At 47.1% G+C, this 20,460-nt stretch carries 20 protein-coding genes; 5 read left to right on the top strand and 15 right to left on the bottom strand.

Annotation, left to right across the window (positions count from 1 at the left end; all coding sequences use genetic code 11):
- Positions 1–236 precede the first annotated feature (236 nt).
- Positions 237–1,685: a sigma-54 interaction domain-containing protein gene (locus C3B52_RS26130; RefSeq protein ID WP_103109310.1), complete on the bottom strand. Its 1,449-nt coding sequence runs from the start codon at positions 1,683–1,685 to the stop codon at positions 237–239.
- A 196-nt stretch (positions 1,686–1,881) separates the two neighbouring features.
- On the opposite strand from C3B52_RS26130, the gene C3B52_RS26125 reads away from it, so the two are divergent.
- Positions 1,882–2,340, top strand: a complete 459-nt coding sequence (locus C3B52_RS26125; RefSeq protein WP_103109309.1) for a DUF7832 domain-containing protein — start codon at positions 1,882–1,884, stop codon at positions 2,338–2,340.
- Positions 2,341–2,398: 58 nt separating this feature from the next.
- On the opposite strand, the gene C3B52_RS26120 is transcribed toward C3B52_RS26125, so the two are convergent.
- The 4 genes from C3B52_RS26120 to C3B52_RS26105 form a co-directional block, all read right to left on the bottom strand.
- Positions 2,399–3,766 (bottom strand): FAD-binding oxidoreductase, encoded by a 1,368-nt coding sequence (locus C3B52_RS26120; RefSeq protein ID WP_103109308.1) that lies wholly within the window; start codon positions 3,764–3,766, stop codon positions 2,399–2,401.
- Between the two features lie 173 nt (positions 3,767–3,939).
- Positions 3,940–4,053: an SDR family oxidoreductase gene (locus C3B52_RS26115; protein ID WP_103109307.1), complete on the bottom strand. Its 114-nt coding sequence runs from the start codon at positions 4,051–4,053 to the stop codon at positions 3,940–3,942.
- A complete protein-coding gene (locus tag C3B52_RS26110; protein WP_103109306.1) occupies positions 4,050–4,775 on the bottom strand; it encodes an acetoacetate decarboxylase family protein in 726 nt (241 codons plus the stop codon). Before C3B52_RS26110 ends, C3B52_RS26115 begins: the two co-directional genes overlap by 4 nt.
- A gap of 166 nt (positions 4,776–4,941) precedes the next feature.
- The gene (locus C3B52_RS26105) at positions 4,942–5,757 is read right to left on the bottom strand and encodes a MerR family transcriptional regulator (RefSeq protein ID WP_103109305.1); all 816 of its coding nucleotides are present in this window, start codon (positions 5,755–5,757) and stop codon (positions 4,942–4,944) included.
- Positions 5,758–5,873: 116 nt separating this feature from the next.
- Here C3B52_RS26105 and C3B52_RS26100 point away from each other — a divergent pair, with 116 nt between their 5' ends.
- Positions 5,874–6,884: an alpha/beta fold hydrolase gene (locus C3B52_RS26100; protein ID WP_103109304.1), complete on the top strand. Its 1,011-nt coding sequence runs from the start codon at positions 5,874–5,876 to the stop codon at positions 6,882–6,884.
- A 116-nt stretch (positions 6,885–7,000) separates the two neighbouring features.
- Here C3B52_RS26100 and C3B52_RS26095 read toward each other — a convergent pair whose 3' ends face one another.
- Both C3B52_RS26095 and C3B52_RS26090 read right to left on the bottom strand, forming a co-directional pair.
- Positions 7,001–7,969, bottom strand: coding sequence for a phosphotransferase family protein (locus tag C3B52_RS26095; RefSeq protein ID WP_164684933.1), 969 nt, complete (start codon positions 7,967–7,969; stop codon positions 7,001–7,003).
- A gap of 251 nt (positions 7,970–8,220) precedes the next feature.
- Entirely contained in the window at positions 8,221–9,246 is a 1,026-nt protein-coding gene (locus C3B52_RS26090) for a LacI family DNA-binding transcriptional regulator (protein ID WP_103109342.1), read from the bottom strand.
- Positions 9,247–9,523: 277 nt separating this feature from the next.
- Here C3B52_RS26090 and C3B52_RS26085 point away from each other — a divergent pair, with 277 nt between their 5' ends.
- Both C3B52_RS26085 and C3B52_RS26080 read left to right on the top strand, forming a co-directional pair.
- Positions 9,524–10,576, top strand: a complete 1,053-nt coding sequence (locus tag C3B52_RS26085; RefSeq protein ID WP_103109302.1) for a 2,3-butanediol dehydrogenase — start codon at positions 9,524–9,526, stop codon at positions 10,574–10,576.
- Between the two features lie 123 nt (positions 10,577–10,699).
- Positions 10,700–11,329, top strand: coding sequence for an RraA family protein (locus C3B52_RS26080; protein ID WP_103109301.1), 630 nt, complete (start codon positions 10,700–10,702; stop codon positions 11,327–11,329).
- 98 nt (positions 11,330–11,427) lie between these two features.
- Here C3B52_RS26080 and C3B52_RS26075 read toward each other — a convergent pair whose 3' ends face one another.
- The 4 genes from C3B52_RS26075 to C3B52_RS26060 all read right to left on the bottom strand — a co-directional run bounded on the left by C3B52_RS26075 (position 11,428) and on the right by C3B52_RS26060 (position 16,295).
- Entirely contained in the window at positions 11,428–12,678 is a 1,251-nt protein-coding gene (locus tag C3B52_RS26075; protein ID WP_103109300.1) for an MFS transporter, read from the bottom strand.
- 174 nt (positions 12,679–12,852) lie between these two features.
- The gene (locus tag C3B52_RS26070; protein ID WP_103109299.1) at positions 12,853–13,791 is read right to left on the bottom strand and encodes an alpha/beta hydrolase; all 939 of its coding nucleotides are present in this window, start codon (positions 13,789–13,791) and stop codon (positions 12,853–12,855) included.
- A gap of 21 nt (positions 13,792–13,812) precedes the next feature.
- Positions 13,813–14,871: an LLM class flavin-dependent oxidoreductase gene (locus C3B52_RS26065; RefSeq protein WP_103109298.1), complete on the bottom strand. Its 1,059-nt coding sequence runs from the start codon at positions 14,869–14,871 to the stop codon at positions 13,813–13,815.
- Between the two features lie 131 nt (positions 14,872–15,002).
- On the bottom strand, positions 15,003–16,295 hold the full coding sequence (locus C3B52_RS26060) for an MFS transporter (RefSeq protein WP_103109297.1): 1,293 nt from the start codon (positions 16,293–16,295) through the stop codon (positions 15,003–15,005).
- 271 nt (positions 16,296–16,566) lie between these two features.
- Here C3B52_RS26060 and C3B52_RS26055 point away from each other — a divergent pair, with 271 nt between their 5' ends.
- Positions 16,567–17,148, top strand: a complete 582-nt coding sequence (locus C3B52_RS26055) for a TetR/AcrR family transcriptional regulator (RefSeq protein ID WP_103109296.1) — start codon at positions 16,567–16,569, stop codon at positions 17,146–17,148.
- 203 nt (positions 17,149–17,351) lie between these two features.
- On the opposite strand, the gene C3B52_RS26050 is transcribed toward C3B52_RS26055, so the two are convergent.
- The 4 genes from C3B52_RS26050 to C3B52_RS26035 all read right to left on the bottom strand — a co-directional run bounded on the left by C3B52_RS26050 (position 17,352) and on the right by C3B52_RS26035 (position 20,451).
- Positions 17,352–17,675 carry a hypothetical protein gene (locus tag C3B52_RS26050; RefSeq protein WP_103109295.1) on the bottom strand — a complete coding sequence of 108 codons (324 nt, stop codon included), beginning with the start codon at positions 17,673–17,675 and terminating at the stop codon, positions 17,352–17,354.
- A complete protein-coding gene (locus C3B52_RS26045) occupies positions 17,662–18,636 on the bottom strand; it encodes a sugar-binding transcriptional regulator (RefSeq protein WP_103109294.1) in 975 nt (324 codons plus the stop codon). The genes C3B52_RS26050 and C3B52_RS26045 overlap by 14 nt, the downstream gene beginning before the upstream one ends.
- A gap of 120 nt (positions 18,637–18,756) precedes the next feature.
- Positions 18,757–20,046: an NAD(P)H-dependent oxidoreductase gene (locus tag C3B52_RS26040; RefSeq protein WP_103109293.1), complete on the bottom strand. Its 1,290-nt coding sequence runs from the start codon at positions 20,044–20,046 to the stop codon at positions 18,757–18,759.
- 39 nt (positions 20,047–20,085) lie between these two features.
- On the bottom strand, positions 20,086–20,451 hold the full coding sequence (locus C3B52_RS26035; RefSeq protein WP_103109292.1) for a PTS glucitol/sorbitol transporter subunit IIA: 366 nt from the start codon (positions 20,449–20,451) through the stop codon (positions 20,086–20,088).
- Positions 20,452–20,460: the final 9 nt, after the last annotated feature.

The raw sequence follows: 20,460 nt of genomic DNA, 5'->3' as shown, positions 1-20,460 counted from the left end.
CAATCACATACAGAAACCAACCGACAAAAGGAAGAGAACTATTCATGCCTACACCCCCGCATCCTTTTCATGAGTCACCATTCGTTTGACAGGTAGACTGCTCTTCTCAGCTCCTCCCTTCTTACAGGAGAAATAAAGCAACAGTCATGCCAACCCCAAGCCCCTGATTTCACAAAATGCATAGGGGGACTTACGCTAGAATTACCTATTTATCTAGCAAAACATTTGGTAGTTACTCATTTTTGAGTAGCGCTTAGCTTAATCTGATAAATCAACGGTCGCAGTGTGTATCTATCGATTTTGTGGTTCATCGTCTGCTGTGGAATATCTAGTTTGCGTGCAGCTTTTGAGACATTCCCATTCGTATCCATAAGCGCTTGCTTAATCATTTCCACTTCTACTTCCTTCAGAGCATCTTTCAGTGAGCCTAGCTGCTTTCGGCTTTCAGCAGGCATGGTGGCGGGCAACATGGAGGAAACACCGAACAGCGCTCCCAGGTTCACATCCTCTAGTTGAATGACCTCTCCCTCCTGCATGTTCATGGCTCTCTCTATCATGTTGCGCAATTCACGGATATTCCCGGGCCATGTGTACTCCATAAAAAAGCTCATCGTCTCTTGATTGACACCCAGCACCTTTTTGTTAAATTGCTCGTTATAGTAAGAGATATAGTGATCGATGAGCAGCGGGATGTCTTCCCTTCTCTCCCGCAAAGGCGGCAGCTCCAGATAAATGACATTGAGGCGGTAGAATAGATCGGAGCGCATTTCACCCGTTTGCAAAATCACCTCTGGATTCACATTGGTTGCCGCTACAATACGAAAATCGATATCGATTTCTTTTTGCCCGCCGACCCGTCTCACTTTCTTCTCCTGAATGACACGCAGTAGTTTGGCCTGCAGAGAAAGCGGCATCGAATTAATCTCGTCCAAAAATAAAATCCCGCCATTCGCAAGCTCAAAAAGTCCGGGTCGGTTATCCGCTCCTGTAAACCCTCCTTTTTCTGTACCAAACAAGATGCCTTCTAGCAGGCTTTCAGGGATGGCTGCGCAGTTTTGGGCGATAAACGGAGCGGTTTTCTTTGCAGAAGCGGTGTGGATGGATTGAGCAATCAGTTCTTTGCCCGTTCCTGTCTCGCCATAAATCAGTACTGGAGAGAAGCTGTCCGCAATCAAGGAAATTTTGTCCTTTAGCGAATCTATCGCTTGGCTATTTCCAATGATGGAATCAACGGTATACATAGAACTCACAGCATGCTTCTTGTTTTGAGGATCGACCCGGCGTTCTTTATTTTGATAAAACACGATTTTTTTGGATAGCTCGTCTATCGCGGAAATATCCTGAAACACTTCAAAAGCGCCGGTCAACACCCCATTCTCATAGAGAGGAAAAGTAGAGGTGAGCGTCGTCTTGCGTTCACCTCGATAGGTAACAAAGGTAAGCACCTTGTCTGTAATCGGCTGGCCAGTAGCCAATACTTTCACAAAGTGGCTGTGCTCCTGCTTCAGATTCGGAAAGACTTGAAAAATGTTTTCTCCAATCACTCTCTCCGGGTAAATTCCGATATTTTGCACGGCTTCATTCACATAGGTGACCCGTAAATCCAAATCAACGACCAAGACCCCTTCGCGAATAACCGAAAAAATTTGCTCCCATTGCTTTGATAGCACTCTCAGATCTTCCATGCTGTCTATCACCTCTCGTCTTTTAGGATGCAATCATTATAATTGCATAATTAATAATATTATAAACATTTCACCATCACTATAAATAGGAGATGTATAGCCACACCTTGAAGGAAAAAATCAACCATAACGGAATGTAACAATATGGAAAGTTTATAAAACAAACCCACCATTAAACAACCTAAGGAGAAAACGGATGAGCGATACCCTTTCCACCAATACCGTGTATGACAAAGCGAAGTATCATTACGAGGGCGATTTCCCTACGGATTTGCCACGGGAACAAGCCTATGTTTTTACAGGATTTTTTCTGGGCTGGATTGTAGATCATGAAATGTACAGTGCAGATGCTCTCCACCACTACTCCCATCACATCGAGGATTTCAAGCAAAGAAAGCTGACAAGCTCGCAGCTATATCGTCAATTAGGAGGCGTACTGGCTATAGATTTGCTGAATGAGGAAGGAAACAAATTCGCCAACTATTATTACTGCAATCTGGAGAGCGGCGAGTATCAGGAATATATGTATCACTTCATGGAGCAGTTCGATTGTGATCCCAGTATTTATCATATAGAGGACAACTGGGATAACTACTTCCATATGGGACAGGCCATAGACAGCGAGTATGAGTATTGGCTTGAGAACGTTCGCTGATCAGGTCTTCCCCTCCAATGGCGACAACCTTCCGTATATGATTACAGCAAAGCCCATCTCATCGGAGATGGGCACTTTTTTTATCATCCGTCTTAAGTGGAATGCTCTGCGGAAACGAGAATACATTGGTTGGGTCGTATTCTTTCTTCACTGCCTGAAGTCGCTTTATGTTTTCGCCATAGTACGCCTTTGGCCAATTTTTAATGAGCAGGTCTGGCCAGTTCACGTAGTCGCCCGTTGTATATTTTTTTAAGGCATCTCGTAATTCTTCGATCCAGCGTACATTTTGTTGTTTTTCATCAGGTTCGCTCCATGTAGCGAGGTACTCCTGGGCGATAATGGCCTCCCGATAGAAAAAAGCGGTTTCAGTTGGTGAGTACTGCCGGGTTGCTCCTCCAAGAGATTGCTGCCAGATTGCAGATCTTTCATTTGGGGCTTTCTCCAAAAAATGCTTCATTGTCGAGATCGCTTTCATCGGGAAAGGCTTTTTTAGAAAGGACCCGGATCTCTTACGGTGAGCTGGCACGTTTCCAGCAGGCTCGTCAAAAAATTGGAAAGCCTTTTTATATGGAACTTCTTTTATGAATACGCTTGTTGGCGAACCAGTGTCCGTTAACGGTCGAATCAGTGCCCGCAAACTTGAAGCTGGACCGACGAATTCACCTTGCGCAATAATTCGATTGGCTTCCTTTACACGTAATTCAATTTCTGAGGTAAGGCGTAAATCGGTGGTAGGTGCCCAATGCTGCCAGGCGTCAAATGCCGCTTCGAGATCTTCCCACCCCCACGTAATCGAGAAAATGGACACCTTGGAAATGGCATGCACCTTGAATGTAAGAGACGTGACAATGCCAAAGTTTCCACCGCCACCGCCGCAGCAAGCCCAAAACAGATCACTGTTGTGATGCTTGTCTGCCTGAATCAGTTTTGCCCCTTTTTCTCCGTCCGCTATTACGATTTCGACTTCAAGCAGATTGTCACAAGTAAGTCCGAACAGCCGTGACAGCATCCCAATGCCTCCACCGAGCATAAGGCCCACAAGACCGACACTGCTTTCGGTACCCGCCGGGATCGTCGTACCAAATTCCCATAGTTCATTGTATACTTTCCCCAGACCGGCTCCAGCTTCTATTTTTGCTGTCATGTTTTCGCGATTGACAGTAATTTTATTCATCTCGCTGACATCAATAACCAGACCGCCATTTACTAGCGAAAAATTTTCATAGCTATGCCTGCCGCTCCTTATTCGAAACGGCACTTGATTTTCCCTCGCCCATTTCAGCGCATTCACGACATCATCTACATCCTGGCAAAATACAATGATCTTCGGGAATTTAGGGACGCTCAAATTATTATTGGTTCTGGCAAGCTCATAATCAGCATCATCAGGCGTAACAATTCGCCCTGTTAGCTTTGTCTTTTCCAAAAGAGAACTCCTTTCTCAGATGCTTATAGTGAGAATGTTATATGCTATGAATCACTTTGGAAAAAGACACATGATTTTATGGGCAAAAGGAAAGCGGCAGTCTCAGACTTTATTGAAAAGTCCTTATTCTGCCGCTGCTTCCTGAATCGATCCAACTAACGTTTGTTTTCCTATTATCTTGCCAATCTGCCACCATCTACACCATAAGCACTTCCGGTGACAAAGGATGCCCGATTTGACGCCAGAAAAGCAACGACCTGCGCCACTTCATAAGCCTCTCCGCTTATTTTGCGACTACTTGCACCTTGTCCTCAATGATTTTCCCATACGTCAACGTAAAGTCGCCTATGACAAAAACACCGCCCAATACTTCGACAGGCCCTAGATCCGCGATTGGATCATAGCTGGAATGCTCCCAGTTCACTTTGGCCGTTCCGGTTTGGCGTGTATGGATGACGGAATCAACAAATTCATTTAGAATGACTTGATCCATATCCATGCCATACTTGTCGGCACGTGGCATCCGTTTAACCTGGAGCCGTGGAAACAGATTCGGCGGATTTACTTCGACGTCCTCAAAGGTGAGCGCAATATCAATGATGGATTTGCCCTTGCGAATGATTTTTCCTTGTGCGTAGCCCTCTTCGCGTTTGAATTCTACCTCAGCCAGCTTCTTGGGATACCCCCAAATCTCTCTTCCTGCACAAAGCGCTTCGTCGGTATCGACGTACTCGTAGGCCATGTATGCTCCAACAAGGTCTTTATATTTGCATGGGATCACGATTCCACCCTCAGAATACGGATCGAGTCCTTCAATGACTTCGTTTTTCAACACGAAAATTTCGAAAATATCCGATACAAATTCAAAGTCCTTTGGCAAAAACCGCTCGATCGCCTCACGATTTCCCCTGCAGTAAACACTGATTTTCTCATAATTTTTATAGTGATACGGAACCTGCGGATACAATGGCGCATAATCGGGTAGAATCGTGTACTCTGGTTTTAGCATGCGAATATCTCCTTTAACATGGATTTGCTAGTCGGGAATAAAACTTTGCAAATCACATGCCAAGGGGTTCCTTCTGTGTAGGACGGATTGAATTGCTCGTAGTAATATTCGTAACCCGTAAATCTGTGGTCTATTTCGGTAATTACCCGTTTTTGGGAAATTCATTTCAGCTCTTGGATTCAATCGGAATTTGAACCTCGACGAAAGTACCTCCATTCTCTTCGAGTGATTGTACATATACTTCTCTCCCAGGCTGGTCCTTTTTTATTCGATAGTGATTGTCCTCCAGCCACTTGGCTAAATCAATGCAGGCCGTAGAAGGAACAAATGGGTCTACCCGTTGTAACAGCGTTGCCATCATCGGCTCCTCAGGCAGCAAGCGCACATTCAGGATGTCAGAGGAGACGGCAATCTCCTGCTTGAGTGAATAGGCTACCTCCAATTCAAATTCCGCCTCGCTGCTCTCCGATTCTTTCCACATAACCATCTGTGGGAGCAGCTGTCTTTTTTGTTTGCCTACCAGTTGTCCTAGCGTATGGAACAGCTTCGGAATCTCTTCCACCGTACCATGCGAACAAAATGAAATGATTTTTTGCGCTTCCACACTTTTCATGACCACTTCTTGTTCCTTTTCTACCCTTCCCTCTCGCTCGAGCAAAAGCAATCGATCTTGTATTTTACTAAGTCGCTCGCGCTCCAATTCGAGCAGCTGTTGAATTTCACTTTCTTTTCTCCGAAGCATTCCTCGAACGTTCTCCGTCGAAATATCTTCTCTCAGCAGCTGCTGAATTTGCTGCAGAGTAAATCCCAAATCTTTATATAGAAGAATGCGATTGAGAGTAAGTAATTGATCCGCTGAGTAATAACGGTAGCCGGTCTCTTTATCGATCTTCGCTGGCTTCAAGATGCCGATATCGTCATAAAAACGCAGCGTTTTTAACGAAACTCGGCTCAATCGGGAAAAATCACTGATTTTAAACATGCGCCAACCTCTTTCACACGTTTTCTTGCATTATAACCGATTAACCCTCTTGACCTTCCCCTATACTGGAACGTTTACAGTTGAAGCTGAACTAGCATACAAAGGGGAGAAAGCAGATGGATTACGACATTTTTGAATTAGGAGATATTGGCTTGCAGTCAGGGGAGACTCTCCCACAAGCATTTTTAGCTTATAAAACGTATGGTACACTCAACGCAACCAAGGATAACGTCATCGTTTTCCCTACCTCATTTGGAGATCAGCATTACCAAAATGAATGGCTTATTGGGATAAATAAGGCGCTAAACCCGGAGAAATATTTTATCGTGATTCCAAATATGCTCGGGAATGGATTATCCTCATCTCCTAGCAACGCAGCAAGTCCTTTTGACAAGGCGAATTTTCCGAACGTCACGATCTTTGATAATGTCGCTCTGCAGCACCGGCTGCTGACAGAGAGGTTTGGGGTCAAGAAAGTAGTTTTAGCAACCGGATGGTCGATGGGGGCGATTCAGGCCTTTCAATGGGGAGCAAGCTATCCAGATATGGTAGAGAGATTGGCTCCATTTGCGGGGACGGCCAAGACCTGGCCTCACAACTCGGTCATGATCGAGGGCATAAGAGCTGCTCTGCAAGCAGATGCTGCGTGGAATAAAGGTATGTACACAGCACCACCTGAGCTGGGCTTGCGTACTTTGGGGCGCGTCTATGCGAGCTGGGGATTTTCACAAGCCTTTTACCGGGAAGAATGCTTTAAAGAGCTGGGATACGCTTCTCTTTCGGATTTTATTTCGTCGTTTTGGGAGGAGAGCTTCTTTCAATCAGATGCGAATGATTTGCTCGCTATGATGTGGACTTGGCAGCATGCTGATATAAGCAGAAATCCCTTGTATGATGGGGACTTTGCCTTCGCTTTGAACAGCATAAAGGCACGAACCGTCGTGATGCCTGTGAGGACTGATCTATATTTCACCGCGGAAGACAGCCAATACGAGACGAGCCTCATCCCGAATGCTACTTTTCAGCCGATTGAATCGATCTGGGGACACTTAGCTGGTTTTGGACTGAATCCGACTGATGCGAATTTCATTGATTCTACACTAAAAGTTCTACTAGAAAGAACTTAAACAATTGATTAACGAGACCCTGATGATGGAAACCATTAAAAAGGTTCTTCATCAGGGTCTTTTGATTCCCGGCCAAATACTAAAGAGTTCGCTCGGATCGTTTGCCAGCTTAGCTACTACACTGCAAAGAGCACGTTCGCCAGCTCATCCAGCGTCGCAATGTCTTGCAACGGGAGCAGAGCCGGCAAGGTATAAAAGACATCCATAGAATAATGCTGGACGAGTCCATGTGCCTGTCGGTAGAGCGCCATTCCCATCGCCTTTTTAGCGAAATCCTTGGTCATTGGCCAGTCGCTCGCTTCGAGGAACGCTCGCAGCAGCAACTTGTCGCAATTGAACAGATCGAGGTGGAGTTTGGCGAACTCATAGTGCCGATCAGTCACCATCGCATCGCCCCAGTCGATAATCCCGGAGAGACGTCCATTCTCGACGAAAACGTGGCGAAACATCACATCTCCGTGGACAAAGACATTGTCGAACGGACCAAGCCCCGCAAGGTATTCGTCTACCTGTGCAACCAGATGGGCAGGCAGCGAGCTTTTTTCAATAGCCCTGGTTACCTCCATACCCGACCAGTCATCATGTGTGACGATACCCGAAGGACTCAGCGAATGTACTCTGCGCATCTGGCATCCAAGCTCCTGCGCCATCCTAAGCTTTTGTTCACCGCTGAGCTTAGCGTACTGCCAAGTGACCCCGGACATTCGCGTGGTAATCAAATAAGACCATGGGTTATGAGCATCTTCAAAAAGTCGGCCTCCTGCGACCAATCGAGGCACCGCAATTTCCGGGTCAGTAGCGAGCAACAGCTGCGCAGCCCGTTCCGCTTCGTATGACTTTTCGCTTGCCCGTATATAACCAAACAGTTTTATGACTACCTCCCCATGGAGGAAGGTCGGATACGTCCCGCCGAGCCCAGCTAGAAGCCCCTGACCCTTTTTCTCCAGACCATGACGCTCGAGGATAGTAGCCACATACGGCCACCAGAAGTGAATGTCATCCTTGCAAGCTATATATTCCTGCAGAGACGAAAAAGCAGGTGGACCTGATAGATGTTGATCAAATGAATGTTCAGTCGTACTCACAAAATTCCCTCCCACGTGATTCCTAGTGGCATGGAAGAGAGCCTACCAAGCAGTCATCTCCCCTGCCCTTTTGCAAAATTAACATGGACCATAATGACAGCTGTTCTCATGATCATCACTCACTCTCATGTAAATTACCCCCATTATATACACCTGGGATTATCTGGATCAATGTCATTTAGAGAAGACAGGCACATAAAAAAGACCGCCGACATGATCGACAGCCAGTACCCTACGCAATCTAGCATTCCTTACATCTCCAATGGCGATTTACGAATAACCGCCACGCTTGATTCCCTGACAATCAGTCGAGGTTCGAACTGAACGCGCTCATAAGCCCCTGACCCTTGCTCGCGAATCCGCTTCAACAAAAGCTCAGTAGCCAGACGCGCCACTTCATCCCCCATAATCGAAACCGAGCTGATTTGCGGAGTGGTGATCGTCGTCCATAAATTGTTATCGATGCCTACTACAGCTACATCCTCAGGGACACGGACTCCCAGCTCCTTGAACCGATTCACGATCCCGATCGCCACCATGTCATTGACCGCATAAATGGCGTCCGGCATATTTTTCAGGCTGAAAAAGTAATCAGCAGCACGTAGGCCCGTCTCAAAGGAAAAGTCCTCACCGAAATAAACCAGGGAAGGATCGACATGCGCCAAAGACCCTTCGTAGGCAAAGTATCGTTCTTCAATCTTGTCCTTGGGTGCGCCTGCATAGGCAATCCGTGTTCGCCCGATTTTGATCAAATGCTCCATGACAAGGCGGCCTTCCTGACGAGCGAGGCTGACTACATCTGCTTTCACATGATCATCAAGCTTTTTTCCATAATTGATAATGGAAACCGGAACACTTGCTTTATTAATCAAATCAACCAACGTCTTCGGATAGGCAAGCGGCATGATAATGAGCCCATCCACATGCAGCTTTTTGACTTCCCGTACAGTCTCAAGCTCAGTCCGGGCATTCCCAGACGTGTTGATTTGCACGACCCGATAGCCGTGCTGCTTGGCTGCCTGCTCTACAGACCAGGAGATTTCCGGAATGATCGCATTGCGAATATCCGGTACGGCAAGTGCAATTTGATACGTTTGACGTATTTTCAGACTTTGCGCAGAAGTATTCGGAGTAAAGCCAAGCTCCTCGATGACCTCCAAAATCAGCGCTTTTGTCTTGGGGCTAATTCCTCCGCTGTCATTAATGGCACGAGATACGGTAGCAATCCCTACGCCCGCTCGTTTTGCTACGTCTTCAATCGTTACTTTATTTTTCATCGTATTGTAGAGATCCTTTCCTTCTCGGAATCGTTTTCTGTTTTTCCGATCCAAAGTTAGCTTTCTATACATAATTATACCATATCTCCGTGACCTGATCGCAAAGCTGGCTGTACGCCTACGAAGCATCCGCAAGCAGCACATTTTTTGACTTTTTCCACGCATATATCGGTTTGACAATATGTCAAAGTTATGACATATTTATTTCGGAAACGTTTCCTATTTCTCTTGCTGAATTTCATATATAATCCTCAAGCCTAACAAGGAGATGACCGTTATGAAAGCGTTGCGCTGGCATGGTTTGAAAGACCTACGATTGGAAACGATTACGGAGCCCCAGGCCCTCAAAGGAAAAGTAAAAATTCGAGTAGAATGGTGCGGTATTTGCGGTAGCGATTTGCATGAATACGTGGCAGGTCCAATTTTCATTCCTGAAGGTACAGCTCATCCACTGACAGGTGAAAAAGCGCCGATCGTAATGGGACATGAATTTTCCGGACAAGTTGTAGAAATCGGGGAAGGTGTAACCTCGATCAAGGTTGGCGATCGCGTCGTTGTAGAACCAGTTTTCTCCTGCGGTACATGCCCGGCGTGCAAACAAGGCAAATACAATCTTTGCGATAAAATGGGCTTCCTCGGTCTGGCAGGTGGCGGCGGTGGCTTCTCCGAATACGTTGCTGCTGATGAGCATATGGTCCACAAAATTCCGGACAGCCTCTCCTATGAGCAAGGTGCTCTCGTCGAGCCATCTGCTGTCGCTCTTTATGCCGTTCGTTCCAGTCAGCTGAAAGTCGGCGATAAAGCAGTCGTATTCGGTGCAGGTCCAATCGGCTTGCTCGTTATCGAAGCATTGAAAGCTTCTGGTGCGGCAGAAATTTATGCTGTTGAGCTCTCTCCAGAGCGTAAACAAAAAGCAGCAGAGCTGGGTGCTATCGTCATCGATCCAAAAGAATACGATGTCGTTCAAGAAATTCACAACCGCACAAACGGCGGTGCCGACATCGCGTTTGAGGTAACCGGTGTACCACCAGTCCTGACTCAAGCCATCGAATCCACCAAAATTGCTGGACAAATCATGATCGTCAGCATCTTTGAAAGAGAAGCGCCGATCAAACCGAACCACATCGTCATGAAAGAACGCAACATGACGGGCATCATCGGTTATCGTGACGTGTTCCCTGCTGTAATCAGCCTGATGGAAAAAGGCTTCTTCCCAGCGGACAAGCTGGTCACCCAACGAATCAAGCTGGACGATATCGTGGAGCATGGATTTGAAGCATTGTTGAAAGAGAAAAATCAGGTGAAAATTCTCGTAAGTCCGAAACAGTAACGCTGAATGGAGTAAAGCCAGGGGAACTAATCCCTGGCTTTTTTGTTGCCTCTATGAAATGCAGCGTATCGTATAATGGACATAACTAGAATTCCAAACTTTACAAATAAAGGAGGGTTCTTTATGTCCACTATCGTTTCCCAGTACCAAAACGTCCCTACGACGTGCATTTCTGATGCGCTTCAGGGGCTGACCAACATGGATAGCAGCATCAAGCCGCTAAAAGAAGAGTACCGAATTGCCGGACGAGCATTCACTGTGCAAATGCCAATTGGTGATAATCTAACGGTATTGCAGGCTATCCGGGAAGCTCAGCCTGGCGATGTGCTTGTGATCGATGCAAAGGGCGACACCTATCGGGCGATTGCTGGAGATTTTATTGTCGGCCTCGCCAAAACGCTCGGTATTCAGGGAATCGTAGTTGACGGAGTCATCCGCGATATCATCGGAATCAAGCAGCTGGACTTCCCCGTGTTTTGCAAAGGAACGACTGTCGCCGCCAGTGGTAAAGCAGGTTGGGGCCAAATTAATGTACCTATTTCGTGTGGAGGTACCAGCATTTCGCCAGGCGATATGATCGTGGGAGATGCGGACGGTCTCGTGGTCATCCCACAATCGATAGAACAGGAGATTCTCACCCAAGCCTTGGACAAGCTAGCAAAGGATCAGGTTAGAGAAGCCAGCGTATCTGGCAATCCCGATGCTGTCAGAGCTTATCTGGATGAGTTTCTGGCTAATGCCAAACGAAAATAATACACTAGGAAAAGGCGCCCATCGAGGCGCTTTTTACCTAAAAGAAACCTCCCTGAAGAGGAGCTATTCTAGCGTGGATAATCTCCCACCTATTCCGTTTACTCTGCAGACCCCTGACCTGTCACCGTCTCAGCTTTGTCTACCTGTCTCAGCAACAGGCGCATAGAAAAGACAATTCCGAGAGCAGCCATGATTAAAAAGCTGGCAAGCACAACGTATCCTACTTGCGCTCCCGTAGAGTCAAGCATGACTGTGAACAGAGACAGAAGCAAAAGTCTCATCAGCGTGCCGATTGATTTAAAAAAGCTCATGACCCTTCCCATAAAGCGATTGGGCAGCAGCTCCATGTACAAGGTCTGTCGGATCAGCCGGGTTGAAACATTGCACCACCCGATAAAAGCAGACAGCAGTACAAACACCCACCCGTTTGGTATAGCGATAGTCAAAACAAACACAATCGCCATGAACACATAATTCAGTACCATGTACGAAAAAGCTCCGAGCTTTCTACTAAACCAGGCAAGCATGATACCAGCTGCTACGGCGCCAATCGAATACGTCACCTCACCAAGCGAATAAATCTTCACATCTTCTCGCAAAACCTGACTCACAAAAATCGGGTTCAACAAATTCGCCAGCATAACAGCTATGAATGGCACCAGAGCAGACACCCCGAAGATCATAAATCCTCTTCGCTCCCTGATATAAACCCAGCTTTGATAAAATTGCTCTACCCAAGACGTACGCGGCGATTTCTCCGCTTGCTTGCCCAGGGTAAAGACGTAGTCGATTCCTGACAGCAACATTAAAGCAATCAAGTACGTTAAAGCATTGAACAGCAGTACCACATGCAGTCCGAATTTCCCCAAAATAATTCCCGCGAATCCTCCCGCTAAGACCAATGCTGTTTGATTCTCAATCTCCAGTGAAGAGTTGATCGCCTTGTAATGCTTGGGAGGAAACGTTTCCTGCACAAAGGCAGCCTGTGCTGGCTCATGAATCTGAAACATGAATAACGTCGCCATATAAAGCAGAACCAGCATCCACTCGTGATAACTCCCCCAAAATCCCCAAACTGCCAAAAGCGCCAGTACTGCGAAGCCACCCAGCTGTTCCAATTGTAGAATCGTCTTACGCGAAAAACGGTCAATCAACGTACCCGAATAAGGTCCAACGAGCAGCGTCAATATGGAGGAAAAAAGCATGGTAGAGCCAAGCAAACTGGCTGAGCCCGTCGATTCTACCAGATACCACGATATCCCAATCATGGTCATCCCCTGACCAAACCCCGAAAACAAATTAGAAAAGAACAGCCTGCGAAAATTTCGATCCCTGAAAATCTCTCCCACTCTCGTCACTCCTTATGCTTATTTAAGGCAAATAGCCCTAATAAAAGCATAAAGGAGCCTGATCATGATGCGGTTTCCCAGCATCAATCATCAGACTCCCAAGTACGATGAGCATTTCGTTATATTTTCCTTAACGAAAGCATATCACCTTTTTGCTCTAACTGGCAATATCCCTTACGGATTAAGTGCTCTCGCCATCGCATCTACATAGCTTTGACTTGCGCGCTTGCTCACTTCCGCCTGCGGGACGAATACTTCAAAGCAGTGGTAGCTGCCAGGATACAGTTGAAATTCTACATCTACGCCTGCTTCCGCAAGACGCGTCACATATTCGATCGTCTCATCCCGGAACAGATCGAGTTGTCCTATGCACGTAAAAGTCGGCGGCAGCCCCGCCAAGCTTTCTGCTCTCGCTGGAACAGCGTATGGAGACAGCTCGTTTTTGCTAGCATCCTCGCCCAGGTACATACCCCAAGCCATCAAATTGTTCGTCCGGTTCCAGGTTGCGTTGTCTGCCAAAATCTCATGGCTCGACGCCGTACGATTGCGATTGTCGAGCATCGGATACAGCGGCATCTGGAAAATGAGGTCTGGTCCGCCTTTGTCACGTACCAGTAAAGCAAGTGCTGCCGTCAAACCGCCTCCGCCACTTGCTCCTGCGATGGCAACCCGTGCCAAATCGATGCCTAGCTCCTCCGCTTCATCTGTCATCCAGAGCAATGCGGCATAACAGTCATTGATAGCCGCTGGATAAGGATGTTCAGGTGCCAGTCGATAATCGACCGATACCACGACACAATTAGCCGCTTGAACAAAACGCTCACACAAAGCGTCATCCATATCAGGATGCCCGAGCACATAGCCTCCCCCGTGAATCCACAGCATAGCCGGAAGCTTATTTCCCGTACGCTGGCTAGGCTCGTAAATTTTGACCAGCATCTCTCCCACCGCACCCTGAATCATTCGGCTGGTTGTGTTTACGTGCTCTGACTTTTCGATAGGGGGATTTCGAAGCATCGCCCTGCTTGCTTCCAGGTTTTCCTCCAATTGAAAACCCGGAAATTGTTCCAATGCTTGTCTTAATTCTGGCAATACCCGATTCTGAAAATCCATGTAGATCCCTCCAAAATATCATTATGCTTCTTCTTGCTGAGCTTCCCACTTGGCTATTTCCTCGCGTACCCGTGGCGCTACTTCTGTTCCGAGGAGCTCGATGGAACGCATCACCTGGTCATGCGGCATCGTAGAAATCGGAACATACATCATAAAGCGCGTAATGCCAACATGCTTGCGAAGATGGATGATCTTTTCGGCAACATAGCCTGGATCACCAACATACATTGCGCCTTCCAGACCGCGCGCAGCATCGAAGCTGGCACGACTGTAATGAGACCAGCCCCGCTCCCTGCCGATTTTATTCATACCTGCTTGGGTAGATGGAAAGAATGTGTTTGCCGCAAGCTCCGTATCTTCTGCAACAAATCCTAGCGAATGCGAGCCAACCGTAAGCCGTGAAGCGTCATGACCAGCATGTTCGGCTGCCTTTTTGTAAAGCTCCACGAGTGGCGCAAACTGCCTCGGGCTACCGCCTATGATCGCCAGCGTCAGTGGAAGTCCGAGCAAGCCAGCACGAACTACTGAGTCTTGATTTCCTCCGCTTCCGATCCAGATCGGCAAAGGGTTTTGCACAGGCCGAGGATACACACCTAAATCGTTAATCGCTGGTCGATGCCCGCCTCGCCAGGTTACTCTTTCAGATTTTTGTATGTTTAGAAGCAATTCAAGATGTTCCTCAAATAGTTCCTCATAGTCATTCAGGTTATAGCCAAACAGCGGAAAAGACTCGATAAAAGAGCCTCGACCCGCCATGATCTCCGCGCGTCCATTGGAAAGACCATCGAGCGTAGCAAAATCCTGAAAGACACGTACAGGATCTGCTGAAGAAAGCACCGTCACCGCACTGGTCAACCGAATCCTTTTCGTCAACGGTGCAGCTGCAGACAGCACCATAGCTGGCGAAGAAGCTGCATAATCCTTGCGATGATGCTCACCGATGCCAAATACATCAAGTCCCACCTGATCGGCAAGAACTATCTCCTCAACCACCTCACGCAATCGCTGAGCATGACTGATCAATTTACCTGTATGGACATCCGGCGTTGTTTCCACAAACGAAGTAATCCCTATCTCCACGAGCTCACTCTCCTATCTGAATATTTATTTCTGCCAACCACTTGGACAGCAAAAAACTCAATATGTGATATCTTAAATTAGAGCTATTCCTTTCAAGCTGACTATCAAACAGATGACGGATGCTACTCCTGTCATTTATTCGGTACTGACCCTTTTTCAGTGGCAGCTTTTACTCGGCTGGTCATGGCCCAAAACAGAAGCGCTAGAGCACTGACCGAGGCACCAAGCAAGCACACTCCGTCCCAGCCATAATGAGCATATGCATAGGTCGAGGTAATGGAACCGCTAGCCACGCCGATCGAATAAAACACCATATATCCACCCGTGATACGACTACGTGCCTCTGTACGCAACGTGAAGATGAAGCTTTGATTCGTAACATGCACAGCCTGCACTGCCAAATCAAGAAGAACAATACCAATAACCAATACAAACAGCGACTGCTCTATGTAACTCATTGGAAGCCATGACAAAAGCAACAGAGTCAAGCCTATGCCTGTCGTCCACTGCCCTAATCCTCGATCGGCTAGCTTTCCCGCTCTTGCTGCTCCTAAGGCTCCGGCAACTCCTGCCAGGCCAAACGCACCGATCGCCGTGTGTGAAAGAGATAATGGCGCTGCACTAAGCGGCAGTACCAATGGCGTCCACATGATGCTGAAAGCTGCAAAAATCAGCATAGCTAAAACAGAGCGAATGCGTAAAATGCGTTCCTGTGCGAGCAGCATAAACACTGACCGGAGCAGCCTTGGATAGGACAGTCGTTGTAGCTGCTTCTCCCGCTCAATATTTGGCAGCACCCGAAATAATACGCAAACCATCAGAAGCATGAGCGCAGCAGAAACCAGATAAACAGACCGCCATCCCGACAGATCTGTCAGCACTCCCGAAAACGCTCGCGCAAGCAGGATGCCTATCACGATTCCGCTAGTTACTACTCCTACTACCTGTCCTCGCTTCTCAGGGGATGCTAAAGTCGCCGCAAATGCGACAAGGGTTTGTGTCACAACTGCCAGCAATCCCACCAGAGCTATGCCTGCAAATAGTACCGTGCTGTTGGACGCAGTCCCGACCATCACCAAAGCGATCACAGATAATAGCATCTGACCCGTAATCAGTCTGCGTTGGTTCAGGAAATCTCCAAGCGGCACAAGCATAAGCAGTCCTACGGCATAAAAGATTTGAGTGATCGTAATCAGGCTGCCGATGGCTGAATAGTCGATGCCAAACTCGCGTGCCAAATGATCAAGCAGTGGCTGTGCAAAGTAAATATTCGCAACCGACATTCCACAGGCAACCGAAAACAATAGTGTCACAGAGCGCGACATAGACGAACTGGGAACCGGGCCACTCGTGACAAACGTCGCCTGTGACGAATCTACCTGCACCTCCTTTTTGACAGCTACTTTTTCTATGACCTCCTCCATTTGGTTCTCTCCTTACCTCCACATGTTAATTCACAACAAAATAACATATCGATCGGTATGTTATTTTGCTCAGTAAATATATCCCACACTTTCTGTCGCTGTCAATATCATCATTTAGAAAAAACGATCACCCGGTAAAAGTACGCCCTACTACACGCGGGGCAATAACATCATACAATTGACAATACATGCGGATCATCATAGAATATAACATACTGATAAGTAATGAATTTAGTTTCGTTATCTGAGAAAATTGAGAGAGGTATTCATCATGGCAAGAACGCGCGAGTTTGACGCAGAAAAAGTATTAGACGCAGCAATGCAGCTCTTTTGGGAGAAGGGGTATGAAGCTACCTCATTAAGCGATTTGACTTCTCGCATGGGGATACAGCGACCCAGCATATATTCAACCTTTGGCGACAAAAAGGAACTATTCGAAGCCGCACTACGCAAATATACAATGTCTCGTGCTTCCGAGGTACGCAACAGACTTCAAGACTATCCGTCTGTAAAAGAAGCCTTCCGCATTTTTTTTGAAGAGGTAGTAGATGAAGAATATGCCGGAAGTCTCAGCCGTGGATGCTTTTGTATTAATACCATGGTCGAGCTTGCTCCTCATGATGAGAAATTTGAAATCCTGACGAGGGAACATCAAATGTACCTCTCCGTCATCTTTCAAGAGGCGATTGAACGCGGGATAAAATCAGGCGAGCTAAAGGCTGATATGGATGCAAAAGCTGTATCGCAGTCGTTGATCGTATCGTTAATTGGACTGACGGTACTCTTAAAATCTCGTCCAAACCGAGCCTTTATCGATAATGCTGTCAAAATGATGCTTGCGTCACTTGAGTAGTTCGGAATGATTTGCACGGCAAACAGGCAAAAGCACAGCATCCAAACGAGGGAAAAGCTCGTCGAATACTGTGCTTTCGTTTTGTTAACCTTGCATGATAGCTTTATTCTTCTCAAAAAAACGAGCCGGGGGCATTCCACAAAAAAAGGCTCCAGAAGGTCAGATAATCCGACTTTCTGGACAGCCTCTCTTAGCGTTTTTCTTTATATTTTTCGTTTATAATTAAACATGTTTTTTATTTCCTTGTAGGTACGAAAAGGCTTGCTCATCACACGATAAGGGAGTGAAAACAGGAAATGAGGTAAGTTTTCTCCAGCCTCGTTTTTGAAGCGTTTTGGCTTGCTAAAGACTCGTTCCATATAATTCAAGTAAAGCTCTCTTTGTATTTCTGATCCGCGCGAATGTGATTTTTCACATTCCACACAACGAATCTGGTACAGGATTTTATCTACATAGGTTACTTCATGTTCAGTATCATCCATACAAGTGTCACAAAACAGAGTTGTTCTCATTTTATCCTCTTTCACTTATGCTCACCTCCTTCGCCTTTTCCAACAGCACTTCTGCCAAATATTCGTCTATGATTAACTTATCGAAATAATTGCCTTGCAAACTGGCCCAAACCGCGTCCAGCTTATTGCTTCCAGAAACGACTCCCACGACGGTTGGAATATGCTTCAGTTCGTCCAGCTCAATCCCGATGACGCGATTATTCAAATCGTTATGGATGGGTTTACCGGATTTATCAATAAAGCGTGAACTGATATCCCCAACTGCTTTGCCTTCCTGCAATTGACAAAGATCCTCTTCCTTAAGATATCCCATTTCTGTCATGGTCGATTCATACGGATTGCCAATCCCGACGATAGCAAGCTCTACTTGACGAGCTTCCTCCAAAATCGATCGAATGTCCGGTGAGTCTATCAGCTGTCTTTTTAGCTCCATGGAATCGGCAATAGCAGGAGCATAAAGAAACTCACAGCTTGCACCGAGTTTTTTCGAAAATTCGTAGGCGAGCTGATTGGAGTGAATTTCGATGCGATGACGGCCGATCCCGCCTACCAGAGGGTATACTTTCATCTTATGGTGTCTCTCAAACGGGTATTCATTAACGAGGTGGTACAGTGTTGTCCCCCAAGAGATTCCAATCCTCCGTTTGTTGCGAATCCACTTGGGCAGGTACTGGGCAGCTGCTTTGGCTACTTGTTGTTTGATCATTTCTTCATTTTTGTTCCCATAGGACGGGACAACGATGACCTCATCCAGACGTAGTACTGCTTCCAGTTGCTGCTCCAGCTCCACCATGCTCACCGTTTCATCACGGATGTAAATCTCCACGATGCCTGTGTCTTTGGCTCGCTGCAGCATCTTGGAAATCACCGGACGGGAAACGCCCAGCTTTTTAGCAATTTCCGCCTGTGTGAGTCCAGTCAAATAGTATAATTTTGCGACTCGTACCATTTCGCGTTTTTCTGTCCAGTTATCCATACGTATCCCTCATTAAAAACGTTACTATGCTCTTCTACGTTACATATTATAACAGATTTGTTCCTCTTTATAGAAAGGAAAGAGGAAGACATGTTCATGCCTTCCTTCCCCTCTACCTATTTAATTCCCATTATCCATTTGCTCACGCAGTCGCAGAATAGTGGTTTGTTCAGTAAATTCAATATCATCCAGAGTAATAATGGTTCCTTGCTCCACATCTTTTTTCAAGCGAATGTGTGGCCCAATCAAGCCGATTGGCAGTGCGTTCTGCTCACGCTTGTCTGCTGCTGTCACAATCTTGCCATAAGCCGAGAATCCGCCGATTCCGTCCATCGCTTCTCCGGCTTTCAGCTGTTTCTTTGCTACCGCTACGGTCTCGGCTACCATGCCGTAGTAAGGTGCGATTGTCGCCTCCTTCTGTAGATACGCGCGTGCGATAGACAAAGGAGTTTCCAGGCTAGTCAAATGATACGGGCGATACAGGACGTAATTCGGACCCGCGCCCATTTTCAAATATTTCATGGTGTCGTGCACTTCTTGCATCGCGGAGGAAATAATCGCAAACACGCCTGGGGCAACACCGTCCACATAATCGACAATCCGTGTGCGGCCAAGCATACCGCCCTGTTCAGCAAGTGAGAAAAGACCTGGCAGCTCTTCCAATCGAGCTTTTCGTCCATGCATACCGGGAATGTCAGGAACAAATCCAGTGGCATTGGCTACTGCTGTCATTTCCACCATTGTTTTGGTTCCGTCCTGAAACGATGCGAGCATTTTGGGACTCGATCCTTTTAGAGCAGCTTCTGCACGAGCTGTGTCTGGATTGGCGTGGACGTTCAAGGCATTGTTTTTTCCTTTTCCCAGCGCGACAATCTCGAAGCCCAATGCGTCTGCGAAGTCATGGAGCTCCATAATCGCGCCAGGCTCATCCCCTGCCGAGCCTGTATAGATGACACCTGCTTCATCTGCCTGCTGCTTCAGGAGTGGTCCGATAGTGATATCTGCTTCGACGTTCAGCATAACGATATGCTTCTTATGTCGGATCGCTTCCCAAGCGACCTTGGCACCAATCTCCGGCATCCCAGTCGCATCGACGATCACATCGACATTCGTTAGTTGAGGAATCAGCTCGGCATCCTTCGTTACAACCGAATGTCCGGAAGCGATCGCCTTATCCGCTTTGTCGAGGTCTTGCGTCTCCGTAATTCGGCTTTCAGGTACTCCTGCCTTGCGATAGGCGGCTTTTACATTCTCAGGGAACAAATCCGCCGTGATCACCACGGACATCCCTTTCATTCCTTCGATTTGTGAGATCAGTCCGCGACCCATTTGGCCAGCCCCGACCAGCCCCACGCGAATGCAGCCTCCCTCTTTCTCTAATGCTGCCAGTCGTCTATTGAATCCCAACATGGTGTCTCTCCCTCTCTTTTGTATAGTAGATGTTGTGATTTACGGACGGAAAAAGGCAATTTTGACCCCAATCTCTATAGAAGGAAGGGTAGCGTCTTCGACATGAATCATCCCAGGCAGCTGCGGGGCAGCACTTCCATCCGCTTTCACAGTGCAATGACCAATGGTTTGTAGGGTTTCGTTTGCTTTTTCTCCGACTGATGTAACCCGCAGCTGCAGGTCACCGATCTGGAAAATGTCTCCCGGCTCGATGCTTACGAATTGCTCGGATTTGGTGTGCAGCAGAGCAATATCGCGCAGCTCATCTGGAGCATCTTCATTGAAAAGAATCACTGTGTTCTCTTTGAGGAAATCTGGAACCAAATCTCCGATGGAAACGATCGTGCTGGTAAACAAGGTGTTCATTTGTACCCT

The organism is Brevibacillus reuszeri (genome assembly GCF_002897295.1).
Taxonomy (GTDB): Bacteria; Bacillota; Bacilli; order Brevibacillales; family Brevibacillaceae; genus Brevibacillus; species Brevibacillus reuszeri_A.
The sequence above is the reverse complement of the archived record's forward strand: the minus strand, read 5'-3'. Positions and strand labels throughout refer to the sequence as shown.